Annotated in this window: 13 protein-coding genes; 9 read left to right on the plus strand and 4 right to left on the minus strand. The window is 31.2% G+C overall.

Features of this window, described 5'->3' with window-relative positions; genetic code table 11:
* Positions 1–55: 55 nt before the first annotated feature.
* The 6 genes from GFU93_RS01600 to GFU93_RS01625 all read left to right on the plus strand — a co-directional run bounded on the left by GFU93_RS01600 (position 56) and on the right by GFU93_RS01625 (position 7,149).
* On the plus strand, positions 56–556 hold the full coding sequence (locus GFU93_RS01600) for an RNA polymerase sigma factor (protein ID WP_160566558.1): 501 nt from the start codon (positions 56–58) through the stop codon (positions 554–556).
* Positions 546–1,238 (plus strand): hypothetical protein, encoded by a 693-nt coding sequence (locus GFU93_RS01605; protein ID WP_160566561.1) that lies wholly within the window; start codon positions 546–548, stop codon positions 1,236–1,238. Before GFU93_RS01600 ends, GFU93_RS01605 begins: the two co-directional genes overlap by 11 nt.
* A 130-nt stretch (positions 1,239–1,368) precedes the next feature.
* Positions 1,369–3,207: a DNA topoisomerase IV subunit B gene (locus GFU93_RS01610; protein WP_105297845.1), complete on the plus strand. Its 1,839-nt coding sequence runs from the start codon at positions 1,369–1,371 to the stop codon at positions 3,205–3,207.
* Positions 3,208–3,256: 49 nt separating this feature from the next.
* Positions 3,257–3,742: a hypothetical protein gene (locus GFU93_RS01615; protein ID WP_105297846.1), complete on the plus strand. Its 486-nt coding sequence runs from the start codon at positions 3,257–3,259 to the stop codon at positions 3,740–3,742.
* A 39-nt stretch (positions 3,743–3,781) separates the two neighbouring features.
* Entirely contained in the window at positions 3,782–6,379 is a 2,598-nt protein-coding gene (locus GFU93_RS01620; protein WP_160566564.1) for a DNA gyrase/topoisomerase IV subunit A, read from the plus strand.
* Between the two features lie 167 nt (positions 6,380–6,546).
* Entirely contained in the window at positions 6,547–7,149 is a 603-nt protein-coding gene (locus GFU93_RS01625; RefSeq protein WP_160566567.1) for a superoxide dismutase, read from the plus strand.
* Positions 7,150–7,195: 46 nt separating this feature from the next.
* Here the strand turns inward: GFU93_RS01625 and GFU93_RS01630 are convergent, their stop codons facing one another.
* Entirely contained in the window at positions 7,196–7,435 is a 240-nt protein-coding gene (locus tag GFU93_RS01630; protein WP_160566570.1) for a GlsB/YeaQ/YmgE family stress response membrane protein, read from the minus strand.
* An 11-nt stretch (positions 7,436–7,446) separates the two neighbouring features.
* The gene (gene pnuC, locus GFU93_RS01635) at positions 7,447–8,064 is read right to left on the minus strand and encodes a nicotinamide riboside transporter PnuC (protein WP_160566573.1); all 618 of its coding nucleotides are present in this window, start codon (positions 8,062–8,064) and stop codon (positions 7,447–7,449) included.
* A gap of 295 nt (positions 8,065–8,359) precedes the next feature.
* Here pnuC and GFU93_RS01640 point away from each other — a divergent pair, with 295 nt between their 5' ends.
* Positions 8,360–9,358, plus strand: a complete 999-nt coding sequence (locus GFU93_RS01640; protein ID WP_160566576.1) for a tyrosine-protein phosphatase — start codon at positions 8,360–8,362, stop codon at positions 9,356–9,358.
* Positions 9,359–9,496: 138 nt separating this feature from the next.
* Here GFU93_RS01640 and GFU93_RS01645 read toward each other — a convergent pair whose 3' ends face one another.
* On the minus strand, positions 9,497–11,482 hold the full coding sequence (locus tag GFU93_RS01645; protein ID WP_160566579.1) for a heavy metal translocating P-type ATPase: 1,986 nt from the start codon (positions 11,480–11,482) through the stop codon (positions 9,497–9,499).
* A 163-nt stretch (positions 11,483–11,645) separates the two neighbouring features.
* On the opposite strand from GFU93_RS01645, the gene GFU93_RS01650 reads away from it, so the two are divergent.
* Together GFU93_RS01650 and GFU93_RS01655 are read left to right on the plus strand one after the other, a co-directional pair.
* Positions 11,646–12,083: a hotdog fold thioesterase gene (locus GFU93_RS01650; RefSeq protein ID WP_160566582.1), complete on the plus strand. Its 438-nt coding sequence runs from the start codon at positions 11,646–11,648 to the stop codon at positions 12,081–12,083.
* The gene (locus GFU93_RS01655; protein ID WP_160566585.1) at positions 12,083–13,090 is read left to right on the plus strand and encodes a chorismate-binding protein; all 1,008 of its coding nucleotides are present in this window, start codon (positions 12,083–12,085) and stop codon (positions 13,088–13,090) included. Before GFU93_RS01650 ends, GFU93_RS01655 begins: the two co-directional genes overlap by 1 nt.
* A gap of 14 nt (positions 13,091–13,104) precedes the next feature.
* Here the strand turns inward: GFU93_RS01655 and GFU93_RS01660 are convergent, their stop codons facing one another.
* Complete coding sequence (locus tag GFU93_RS01660; protein WP_160566588.1) at positions 13,105–14,361, minus strand: DUF763 domain-containing protein; 1,257 nt, start codon at positions 14,359–14,361, stop codon at positions 13,105–13,107.
* Positions 14,362–14,387: the final 26 nt, after the last annotated feature.

The raw sequence follows: 14,387 nt of genomic DNA on the forward strand, positions 1-14,387 counted from the left end.
CTATTTATGTAACAAAATTTTTAATGTAATTACTTATAATTTAATAACTAAACCTGTGAAAAAAATCGAATTAGAATTTTCGAAATTAATTGAAAAAAATCAGGGAATCATTCATAAAGTTTGCCGAATTTATACAAACAATGATGAAGATTCTCAAGATTTATTTCAAGAAATTCTATTACAACTTTGGAAATCCTATAAAAGTTTCCAAGGAAATTCTAAATTCACTACTTGGATGTATAGAGTTGCACTAAACACGGCTATCACTCTTTTTAGAAAATCAACTAAAACCATCAATACCCAAGAAATTGATAACACCTTATATAAAATATCTGAAAATGATGATTTTAGTGAAAAGCAAGAACAAATCAACAGGCTTTATGAGGCTATTAAAAAACTTTCTGAAATAGAACGAGCTTTAGTGTTGCTATATTTAGAAGATTTATCTTACAGAGAAATTTCCGAGACTTTGGGTATTACAGAAGTTAATGCTCGGGTAAAGATGAATCGCGTGAAAACCAAATTAAAAGAAATAATGAACAAAAATGAAGAATGAATTGGATATAGACAGTCTAAAAAAATCTTGGCAAAAGCAAAGTGAGACCAATCAATATTCTCAGGCAGAATTACTATTGATGCTTAATAAAAAATCGCGTAATAATGTAAAATACATTGTAATTATAAGTGTTATTGAATTTATAATTTTAATGACTTCTCTACTGTTTACAGCAGCGGATATGAACCTTATTATGCCCAATTTGGGAGGGGAAGCTCTAAAAGTTTACATTCGTAATTACCACATTAGCAGATTGCTCATCTATTTTAATCTTATAACTTCCATTGGATTTATATTTTATTTTTACAGATGCTATAAAAAAATCAATCTCCTATATTCAACCAAAGATTTAATCAATAATATATTAAGATTTAGAAAAAGCGTTAATTGGTTCATTTGTATTAATATTTTGCTGGGTGTATTAATACTTATTTTAACCGGCTTTTATGAATTTATGTATGGAAAAAGATTGGGACGAGGATTCAATTCTACAGATATTTTAAATATTGATCAAATAAGACTTAATTTCTCTTATCCTGAAAATATATTTGTTTTTATTATCATTTGCATAATTTTATTTTTAATAATTATTGCCTACTATTTATTAATTTATGGAATATTACTAAAAAAATTAAAGAAAAATTTAAACGAAATTAAAAAATTGGAAAAAGACAATCAATAATTTATTTTAAAAACACAAGAGGTAGACAAAAAGTCTACCCTATTACAAAATCATATACAATATACTATTTGTGTATGATTTTTTTTATAAATGAAAAATCGTATTTTTGCACATATTTAGTTGGAAGTAGATGAATCAAAGTACTCAATATACCGAGGATAACATAAAAACTCTTGAATGGCAAGAGCATATTCGTATCCGTCCGGGAATGTATATTGGAAAATTAGGTGACGGATCTTCCCCGGATGATGGTATCTATATTCTCTTAAAAGAAATAATCGATAATTCTATCGATGAATATGTTATGGGAGCAGGAAAAAAAATTGATCTTTCCCTTGATAATACCATCATAAAAATACGAGATTACGGAAGAGGTATTCCTTTAGGAAAAATGGTTGATGCCGTTTCTAAAATGAATACGGGAGGAAAATATGATTCCAGAGCCTTTAAAAAATCCGTTGGATTGAATGGAGTGGGTACAAAAGCCGTAAATGCGTTATCCTCCTATTTTAAGGTTAAATCCATACGCGACGGAGTTTCACGATATGCTGAATTTTCAAAAGGTGTACTGACATACGAAAGCCCTGAAACAGAATCCAAAGAAAGAAAAGGTACCGAAATTTCTTTTGAACCTGATTCTTCCATATTCGGAAACTTCAAGTTTAGGAAAGAATATATAGACAAAATGCTTAAAAACTATGTCTATCTTAATCCCGGACTGAAAATTTTCTTTAATGGAGAAGAATACTATTCTGAAAATGGTTTGCAAGATTTACTTCAAGATAATATTGAGGGAGAAACGATTTATCCTATCATTCATTTAAAAGATGAAGATATTGAAGTAGCTTTCACTCACAGCGAACGTTCTCAATCAGAAGCATATTTTTCCTTTGTAAACGGTCAACATACCACACAAGGAGGAACACATCTCAATGCTTTTAAAGAAGCCTTCGTGAAAACCATACGCGAATTTTATAATAAAAACTACGATGCATCTGATATTAGAAAATCAATAATAGCAGCGGTTTCAATTAAAATTATTGAACCGGTTTTTGAATCGCAAACTAAAACTAAATTGGGAAGTAGTGAAATGGGACCCGATTTACCCACGATTCGAACTTTTATGAATGATTTTCTAAAAAAACATTTAGATAATTTTTTACATAAAAATCCGGAGGTGGCAGATGCTCTGCAAAGAAAAATTATAATATCTGAAAAAGAAAGGAAAGAACTTTCCGGCATTCAAAAACTGGCAAGAGAAAGAGCAAAAAAAGTTAGTTTACACAATAAAAAATTAAGAGATTGTCGTCAACATTATAATGATCAGAAGTCTCAAAGAAAATTAGAATCTACTATATTTATTACGGAAGGTGATTCAGCCTCAGGATCCATAACTAAAAGTAGAGACGTGGAAACCCAAGCGGTATTCAGTCTTCGTGGAAAACCATTGAACAGCTATGGATTGACAAAAAAAATAGTTTATGAGAATGAAGAATTTAATTTACTTCAATCTGCTTTAAATATTGAAATAAGCTTAGAAGATTTACGTTATAATAATGTAGTTATCGCAACTGATGCCGACGTTGACGGAATGCACATCCGTTTGCTTATGATAACTTTTTTCTTACAATTTTTTCCTGATTTAATAAAGAACGGACATTTATATATTCTCCAAACCCCTTTATTCAGGGTTAGAAATAAAAAAGAAACACGGTATTGTTATACAGATGAAGAGAGAATTAAAGCAATTCAAGAGTTAGGAAAAAATCCCGAAATAACTCGTTTTAAAGGGTTGGGAGAAATATCTCCTGACGAATTTAAAAATTTTATCGGTAAAGATATAAAATTAGAACCCGTAATGTTAAGTAAAAATACTTCTATTGAAGAACTATTGGACTTTTACATGGGAAAAAATACACAAACCAGGCAAGAATTTATAATTAATAATTTAGTAATAGATACCTTTTAGTGATATAAAAAAAATTAAATATGAATAATGACTTAAAAGCTACTATTTTATGAAATTTCAAAATCCAAAAACTAAAAGTAAAATTGCAATTATTAACATTGTAATATTGATCATTTTTTTTACCAGCTTTGTATTTATCTACTTAAATGTACCTGCTTTTGGCAGAGGGGATGAACTTGTTTTATTAATAAGTCTCTTAGTTCTTATTTATTTAGCCTATTTAGGTTGTCCTTTCTTTAGGTATGACAGTGACGGAGAAACTTTGATATTTCAAAATGAAAAATCTCTACCGATTGCTTTTATGGTTAAAGAATCATTATCTGACTTTCCTAAAAGAAAACTTATTAAATTTGTAATTAAAAATAAACCTTTATTCAAAAAAGTTTTAGAAATTTACATATCAAGCAAACGAGTTAGTTCGGGACAATCTAAAGTGAATTTTGATATATCTTATCTAGATTCCCGACAGATTAGAGATATACGAATTTCTCTCAATAAAGTAATTAGTGAAAATAAAAAGGAAATATATCAATAAAATTTTACACAAGCATAAAAAAACACTTTTAAACTAATAATGAACGAAGACAATCAAGAAAACGTAAATAAAAATAATCAAAACACTGAAACTATTCAAAAAATATCTGGTATGTACCAGAATTGGTTTTTAGATTATGCTTCTTATGTCATTCTTGAAAGGGCTATTCCATCCATTTTCGACGGTTTAAAACCCGTTCAAAAAAGAATCCTTCACTCAATGAGGGAATTGGAAGATGGCCGGTATAATAAGGTTGCCAATGTGGTAGGTAATACTATGAAATACCACCCCCATGGAGACGCTGCTATTACCGATGCTATCGTTCAAATAGGACAAAAAGAACTACTAATTGATACCCAAGGAAACTGGGGTAATATATATACAGGAGACGGAGCTGCTGCTGCCCGTTATATTGAATCCAGACTAACTCCTTTTGCTTTGGAAGTTGTCTTTAATCCTAAAACTACGGTTTGGAAACCATCTTATGATGGTCGTAATAAAGAGCCTGAAAACCTTCCTATAAAATTTCCTTTACTTTTATCTCAAGGAGTGGAAGGTATTGCCGTGGGATTATCTACTAAGATTTTACCACATAATTTTTTAGAATTAATTGATGCTTCTATTGCGATATTAAAAGGAAAACCATTTACCTTATATCCTGATTTCCAAACAGGCGGTTTAATTGACGTTGCGAATTATAATGACGGAGAACGCGGAGGAAAAATAAGGGCTCGAGCCAGAATTTCAAATCCAGAAAAAGGACTTCTTTTAATAAATGAAATTCCGTATGGAACTAATACAGGTTCTCTTATAGACAGTATCCTTAAAGCTAATGAGAAGGGAAAAATTAAAATAAAAAAAGTTGAAGATAATACCGCTTCTGAAGTTGAAATTTTAATACACTTACCTAATGATGTTTCTCCGGACAAGATGATTGATGCTTTATATGCATTTACAGATTGTGAAATTTCAATTTCTCCGAATGCTTGTGTCATCAATGTAGACAAACCGGAATTTTTAAGTGTTTCTGAAATATTAAGAAGAAATACCAACCATACTGTAAATCTTCTTAAACAAGAATTAGAGATTGAACTCGGCGAATTGCAGGAACAATGGCATTTTGCTTCGTTAGAAAAAATATTTATCGAAAACAGGATCTACCATCAAATCGAAGAACTTGATAAATGGGAAGATGTGATCTCTACAATCGATGCCGGATTAAAACCTTTTACCAAACATTTGATTAGAGAAGTTTCCGAAGACGATATTAATAAGTTAACTGAAATACGCATTAAAAGAATCACCCGATTTGACCTGGATAAAGCAGAGGAAAATATTGCAGCATTAGATGGAAAAATAAAAGAAGTAAAACACCATTTAGATCATTTAATCCAATATGCAATTGAATACTTTACCAATATAAAGAAAAAATACGGGAAAAATAAAGAAAGAAAAACTGAAATTCGAACTTTTGATACAATCGATGCAGCAAAAGTTGCAGTTGCAAATATCAAATTCTATGTCAATCGTGAAGAAGGATTTATTGGATATTCCCTCAAAAAGGATGAATACCTTTTTGACTGTTCGGATATAGATGATATAATTGTGTTTAGAAAAGACGGGATAATGCTGGTTACTAAAGCAGATGCTAAAACTTTTGTAGGAAAAAACATCATCCATGTAGGAATTTGGAAGAAAAATGATACCCGTACTATTTACAATATGATCTATCGTGAAGGTAAACTAGGTCCTTGGTATATGAAAAGATTTCCGGTTACCTCCATAACCAGAGATAAAGAATACAATTTAGCCTCTACCGCTAAAGGTTCAGAAGTCCAATATTTTACTGCGAATCCTAATGGTGAAGCGGAATCAGTTACCATTTTCCTTAAACCCAGCCAAAGGTTAAAAAAACTAAAGTTTGACATAGATTTTTCGGAATTAGCCATTAAAGGAAGAAGCTCTAAAGGAAATTTAGTATCAAAAAATTATATAAAGAAAATTGAATTAAAAGAATCAGGTATTTCTACTTTAGCCCCTAGAAAAATATGGTTTGATGAATCGGTACAACGTTTAAACGTTGAAGGCCGCGGCAAATATTTAGGCGCTTTTAAAGGAGCCGATAAAATAGTTACCCTCTCTTCTACCGGAATTGCTAAACTTCATACTTTTGATCTGTTAAATCATTTTGATGATGAATTTTTAGTACTTGAAAAATGGAATCCGGAAAAACCGGTATGTTGTATATATTACGAAGGAGATAAATCCATTTATTATATTAAACGCTTCTTGTTAGATGATACCTTGAATCCGCAAGTATTTTTTATCTCAGAAAATCCAAGATCTTTTATAGAATGGGTTGGAACCGGATGGAAATTAATTGCTGAAATCAATTTTGGAAAAGATAAAAGTCCGGAAACTATTAATTTAGAAGACTTTATAGCTATTAAAGGAATTAAGGCACAAGGAAATCAAATTTCTAAAGAAAAAATAAAAAAGATAACCATTACAGAAGAACCTTCCGAACAGGAAAATGAAGCAAATGCCGATGCTGAAACTGATGAAGCCCCAACTGAACCTAAAGATTCTCAAGATGGAAACTCCGGGACAGATGGTGAACAGATAAATCTTTTCTAATAATCTGAATATTTTTTATTTCAAAAAACAGTAAATATTTGTTTACATATTAATTTCAAATATCTTTATTAAATAATTTAATGCCTTTACCGCATACTTACTCTTAAATTCACTAGATTTGTTTAATAAATTTAAGTTAAGTTTAATTTTTAATTAAAAAAAAGAATATGGCATTTGAATTACCAAAATTACCGTATGCATACAATGCGCTAGAGCCTTATATCGATGCAAAAACCATGGAAATCCATTATACAAAACATCATGGTACTTATACTACAAATTTAAATAATGCAATCGCCGGTACAGAACTTGAAAATTTACCTATAGAACAAATTATAATTAAAGGTTTTGATAAAACCCCTATAAGAAATAATGGCGGTGGTTATTTGAACCATTGTTTATTTTGGGAATGGTTAACCCCTAATGGTAAAGGTAAACCGGAAGGAAATTTAGCTGCAGCAATCAACGAATCTTTTGGATCTTTTGATGCTTTCAAAGAGGAATTTTCAAAAGCAGCAGCCGGCAGATTCGGATCCGGATGGGCTTGGTTGTTATCCAATAATGGAAAATTAAGCATTGGCTCAACGGCAAATCAAGACAATCCTTTAATGCCGGGAGTAGGTGCATCAGGAACTCCTATTCTAGGGATAGATGTTTGGGAGCATGCTTACTATCTTAACTATCAAAACAGAAGAGCAGACTACATTAGTGCTTTCTTTAACGTGATAAATTGGGATAAAGTTTCTGAATTATTTGAATCAAGTAAATAAATCAGTATAAAGATTTAATAAAAAGCCGTCTAATTTAGATGGCTTTTTATCTTTTAGTGAAGATTGACACCAATGCTAAAAGGAAAATAGCGCCAAGAGTGGACATAGCCAACATAAGAGTTTTATCATTTTCATTAACCGGTATTTGAAGATGTTTAAATAGCCAATTTCCTAAAAAACTACCTAAAATACCAATCATTAAATTTCCAAAACATCCAAAACCTCGACCTTTAATTAAAGTCCCTGCTAAAAAACCGGATGAAATCCCTATAAGTAATGTCCACATTATTTTATGTTCTAATCTTTTAACTTTTGTAAATTAATAATTTTTTTCCAATCAAAATATCCAAAAATTGCGATGATAAATAAAAATATAGTTAAAAGAGAATATAATAATAGTCCTTTATGAAGTAATAATGGAACGGCTATAAAATTACTAATATTTAAAAAAATCCAATTGTCCAGTTTTCTTTTTGCTAATAGCCACATACCGGCCCATGCAAATGCGCTCACCAATGAGTCCCATACAGGAACATCTGAATTAGTGTAATTCGTTAAGAAAAAATATAAAAGAATCCATGAAAATATCACAATGCAACATGCTATTAATCTATCGTTGACAGTACATAAACTTACTGTACTACTATTCTTAGTTTTACTTGTCCATAAAAACCATCCATATATACTCATTACAAAATAATATCCTTGCAATAAAATTTCCGCATATAAACGAAAATCCCAATAAATATACATGGTTATGAGTATATTAAATAATCCGCAAGGATACAACCAAACCTTGTTATATTTGGCGAATAAAGCTTCCGCAATACCAAAAGCTACTCCTATGGCTTCTAAAAAAGAAATTTGATAAAATTGTTGTTTTAAAATTGTCCACCATTCATGTATTGAAACCATAGTCACACCTATTATTTATTTATTAGTACTTAAACATACATTATATGTAGATATTTTATTTTCTTAGAAAGTCATGATTTTAAAATAAATTTTAAAATCAATCCGATTAATTAAAACGTAGTATTCCTGATTTCGTATAGTATATTATTATTTTACCTGCAAAGATATTAAAAAGACCTACTTTAATTAGTATTCTTTTACAAATAATTAAAATATAGATTATTTCAATAATTTTTATGGCAATAAATTTGATGTGATTTAAGTTTTTAATAAGTAATATAATCCAAAAATTAGTATGATAGCAGGTATGACTAAAGAAAAAGAAAATTCAGATAACCCTATTGACATTCTAAAAAGATGTAAAATTATACGAGAAAAGCATACAAAATCAGCTTATTTAAATATAAATATTTCGGGAGAATGGAAATTATATTCAGGCGATTCAGTTCAAACTATTGATACTAAAAAACCGATCGCGCAAGGTAAAGATTACGGAACTTATCCTTTATATATATTACCATCCAAAAGAAGTTATTTTAAATTAGAGACTTCCGAAGGATCGGCTATACTTGCGGAAACACACCTTCCGATGGAAGGAGGATATAATTTTAGAGATTTAGGAGGTTTAGAATCTAAAGACGGAAAACGTATTAAATGGGGGAAATTATTTAGAACAGACGATTTATATAATTTAACCCATAATGATTTACTATATTTATCCGGTATCCCTATAATTACTCTGGTTGATTTCAGATGCGAAGAAGAATATAAAGCCTTACCGGACAAAATTCCTGCAGAAGTTAAAAATCATTACTATTTGTGTATTGAACCCGGTCGTTTAAAAGCATATGCTAAAAGTATTCATACGAGCAAAAATGATGTAATAAATGCTATGAAGCATTTATACAAACTTTTAGTTACAGAAGATAAATATTTAAACGCATACGAAGAATTTTTTACCTATATACAAGATCAAGAAAAATTACCGCTCCTTTTTCATTGTTCAGCAGGGAAAGATCGCACCGGATTGGCTACCGCATTGTTGCTATATGCTCTAGATATTCCTAAAGATATTATTTTAAAAGATTATTTAGCGTCGAATGATTATCTGGCGGATAAATACCATCCGTTAATTGAACAAAATCCATCCAACAAATATTTATATACGGTCATACCGGAATACTTAGAAAGCGCATTAAACGAAATAGAAAATGAGTATGGATGTATTCAAAATTTTTTGATTAACAGAATGCATTTAAATATTGATAAATTGAAAAATAATTTATTGTATTAATATCTGTTTAAACTTTAGAATCAAAAATTAATCGGCAATCAACATATATCGAATTTTAAACAGATAAGTACCTAGTTTACTTACCTGTTTTAATAAAGCATGTATTAAAATTTATTCGTACAAATGGTAGAGAAAATTCTATTTATTTAGGTTGGCTTTTTGTAGACGAACGGCATTTAATATAGCTAAAAGGGCTACACCCACATCGGCAAATACAGCTTCCAATAGATGGATATCACCAAAAATTCCTAAAATCATTACAATAATTTTAATACCAAAAGCTAATATCACATTTTGCCATACAACATGTTTGGTGGCTTTTCCTATTTTAACGGCTAAAGGAATTTTAGAGGTCTGATCGTCTTGAATTATGACATCGGCTACTTCAATCGTTGCATCACTGCCTAAACCTCCCATGGCTATACCAACATCACTTAATGCGATCACCGGTGCATCATTAAATCCATCACCCACAAATGCTACTTTACCAATTACTGTTGATTTTATTTCCTTCATTTTAGTTACCTTATCTTCCGGTAAAAGTTCACCATAGGCATGATCTATACCTAATTCCCGGGCAACTTTTTGTACGATTGTATTTTTATCACCACTAAGAATGGTTGCCCCGATACCTAAATCATGTATTTTTTTAATATCTTGTTGAGCTCCTGATTTAATTTGATCTGCAATTTCCAAATATCCGGCGAACTTATTATTTACTGCAATTAAAACTACAGTGTTTATGATTTCTTTACAAGTATCCGGATAAGAAATGGAATAGGCATCCATTAATTTAAAATTACCTACTAACAATTCATTATCTTCTATTTCCACTTTAATCCCTTTTCCCGGAATATCTTCCATGGAAGTAATTTTTGTTACCTCAGGTTTTTGATTTACATAAGCTTGAATTGCGGTGGCAATCGGATGATTACTATGAGATTCGGCTATATTAACCCATTGTAATAATTGAGTCCGATCAAAACCTTGCTCAACATGTACATTTTGAACAGAAAAATTTCCTAAGGTTAAAGTTCCTGTTTTATCAAATACAATTTGTTTGACTTCAGCCAAGATATCCAAAAAGTTGGAACCTTTAACCAAAATTCCATTTCTTGAAGCTAAACCTATGCCACCGAAATATCCTAAAGGTATTGAGATTACCAAAGCGCATGGACAGGATATAACTAAAAAAATTAAGGATCGATATAACCAGGTTTCATATTGATAGTTTGCTACAAAAAAATATGGTAATATAAACACCAGTAAGGCAATAAAGAAAACCGCAGGAGTATAAATCTTCGCAAATTTTCTGATAAATAATTCTGTTTTCGCTTTTTGACCGGTAGCATTTTGAACTAAATCCAATATTTTAGATAGTTTACTGTCTGAATAAGGAGTAGTAACTTTTACAAGTGAAGAAGTGTTAAGATTTATCATTCCTGCTAAAATGGTCTCCCCTTTTTCTTTACTTTGCGGGGTACTTTCCCCGGTTAACGCAGAAGTATTGAACGTAGCCGATGAAGAAAGCAATTCTCCATCCAATGCTACTTTATCTCCCGGTTTCAATTGTATAATTTCGCCTACTTGAACCTCTTTAGCTTTTACGACTTTAGTAGTTTGATTTTCAATAATTGTTGCTTCATCGGGTCTTTGATCCAATAAAGCATTAATATTTCTTTTAGCTTTAGCTACTGCCAACGATTGGAAGTTCTCTCCAATGGAATAAAATAACATAACTGCAACCGCTTCCGGATATTCTCCTATATAAAAAGCACCTACCGAAGCTAAAAACATTAACGATAGCTCATTGAAAAAATCCTTATGCTTAAATTCTTCTAACATTTCTTTAAATACAGGATACCCTACAGGCAAATAAGCTAGTATATATGCTCCCAATCTAATCCAAGAATTGAAAAATGAAGTTTTAGAATAATCTAAAATGAGAGCGAGAGCTAAAAGGACAGAACTTATGATGGCCGGTAAAAATAATTGAAAAATATTTATGTTGAAATCTAGTTCGTGATCATGGGTATGTCCATGAGAAGATTCATTATCTCCTTGATTAGTAATATTTTTTCTAACGTTGTCATTACAGGCGCAACCGGGTTTATAAGAAGACATAACTATCTGTATTTTTTAATTATATAACAAAAATAATTCCCCTATGTTGCAATTAGATTGCAAAGAAAGAAATAGTAAAAAAATTAGAATCGGTATTCTTTCCTCTCGCCCAATCCTTGAGTTTAATTTTTTATAAATTTGCATGAAACATAAATAGTAAAAAATGGATAAGGCAGAACTTTTGGCCAAGCTAAATGAATCTTCACCAAATACATTAATGGATACCTTAGGGATCGTATACACTGATTTTACAGGAGATACACTAACTGCAGAAATGGAAGTAAATTCCCGGGTACACCAACCGATAGGATTTTTACATGGTGGAGCCTCATTAGCTCTTGCTGAAACTGTAGGTTCGGTTTTATCTATCACTACGGTTGATCCTTCCAAATATTATGTTTTCGGAACGCAAGTAAACGGGTATCATTTAAAATCTGTTAAAAACGGAAAAATTTCAGCTACAGCCCAATTTATTAACAAAGGTAACACATCCCATGTGGTTGAAATTAATATTTTTTGTACGGATGATGAGGGAAATACTTTTAAAAATTGTTATGTTACCATGACTAATCGCATTGTTCCTAAAAATAATTTTGAATAATGGTACTTTCTGAAATAGTTAAAGATTGCATTAAAAAAAATATTCCTTTTGCTTTTATTCGACTTCCTAAAGACAAAAAAATATTTTTAATCAAAAAGGAAGAGGGCGGCATATATAAATATTCTTTTCAATCTTTTGATAATTCAAAGAAATATACTTTCCATTTTTCAACATTTACTGAGGTAAAAGATTTATTACCAACAAATGACCTTATATTTCCTCTACCTAACAATGAAAATACAAAGGTTATTTCAGAACAAGAATATTTAAATCTTATTCAACGGACCATTCATTATATTCAACAAAAACTAACAGATAAAATTGTAATTTCTCGCGAAAAATGGATCGATAAGGATAAAATCAACCCTTTCAAATCGTTTTTGTTTTTATGCGAAAAATATCCATCCTCCTTTTGCCAGGTAAGCTATTGGAATCAAAATGAAATTTGGATGGGGGCTACTCCTGAAATCCTAGGTTCTTTTGAAAATTCTTTATTTACAACGATGGCACTTGCCGGAACATTACCGGATATTGATTCTGTTCAATGGGAAAGCAAAGAAATAGAAGAGCAAAAATATGTCACAGATTATATTTGTGAAAAAATTAAAGCCTATACTTCGAATTTAACGATAAAAGGTCCTGAAACACTTCATTTAGGACATGTTAAACATTTGGTAACCTATCTTTCTGCAAAATTAAATACTTCTGATCAATTATCTCAATTGATAGCAGATTTGCATCCTACACCTGCCGTTTGTGGTATTCCGTTAAATAAAAGTAGAAATTACATTTTGGAGAATGAAGGATATAATCGTGATTTTTATGCAGGATATATAGGATTGGAAACTCAGAAATTTAAAAAGTATTTCGTTAATTTACGATGTGCTAAACTATATGCTAATGGAGCTTTACTTTATGTTGGTGGTGGTATTACAGCGCAAAGTAATCCGCAAAAAGAATGGACGGAAACGGAATTAAAAGCTAAATTTATTGGTGAAAGTCTTTAAATACCTTCTTATGCTTAATCAAACAGGCTGAGTTGGTTTTTATCAATTTTTTTAATTACAGATTTATTAGTTTTCTTGCCGGTTTTTTTTATAAGACTGCTGTTTTCAACGGCGTCTCCATATATGGTTTTACCACCATATTTCCAGGAATTTTTCCGTTCATTTTCAATCCATTCATGAAAATTGTCACTGGGTTTAAAATTCTTTTCAATTTCCATAGATACTTTGGAAAGATTTTTCAATGCTTGCAATTTATCGGTATCTCCTAATTTAGATCGTTGCAATGCTTTATCAAAAATTTCAATGGTTTCATCATATACTCGAGTGGGTACAGGAAAAGGATGTCCGTCTTTTCCTCCGTGTGCAAAAGAAAAACGGGCGGGATCTGAAAATCTGGAAGGAGTGCCATGTATTACCTCACTAACTAAGGTCAACGATTGAAGCGTTCTGGGTCCTACTCCATTCAAAAGCAACAGAGATTCCACATCTTGAACATCTGTTTCATGAGCAAGTACCAAAGCAGCGCCCAATCTCTTCAAATTGACATCTTTTTCGCGTACCTCATGATGAGAAGGCAATATAAGGGATATTTCTTTCATTAAACGATCCGGATTTTCCTTAGTTAGTTCCAAAATTCCCTGTTTGGTTGTAGAAGCATCTTTATCGGTCAGATTAAGGATTTCTCCTTTGTTTTTACCATAAATAAAAGTATGAGGAGTTTCCGTAAAGGACTGAACTGAGGAAGACAGCCAATGATACCTTCTTGCCAATTTATCGTTGATATTCATTCCTTGCTGCACAACTGTCCAATCACCATCTATAGTAACTACAAAAGAATGTAAATATATTTGGAAACCATCTTGAACCGCACAATTATCAACTTTAGCTACCAATCTGCTCTTAGTAATGAGTTCATTTCCATCTAAACCGGTTTTATCGGCAATATGAAGTAATTCCGTTGGAGTATTTCGTGAAGATTTCCCTCTGCCCCCGCATACATAAATACCAAGTTCCGAGGATCTTTGATTTATTGCTTTTTTCAAAGCATTCATAACGGAAGTGGTTATTCCTGAAGAATGCCAATCCATTCCTAAAACACATCCTAAAGATTGAAACCAAAACGGGTCGCTTAATTTTTGTAAGAAAGTTTTTCTTCCGTATTCTTGAACTATAGCCTCTACAATCGCTCCACCTAATAAAGCCATTCTTTTAGCTAACCAGGCGGGAACTGTTCCATAGTGTAAAGGTAAATCTGCATATCCCTTCTTCATATAGTAAATATAGTAAAAATTAAATT

The sequence above is a fragment of the Apibacter sp. B3546 genome (genome assembly GCF_009827885.1).
GTDB lineage: Bacteria > Bacteroidota > Bacteroidia > Flavobacteriales > Weeksellaceae > Apibacter.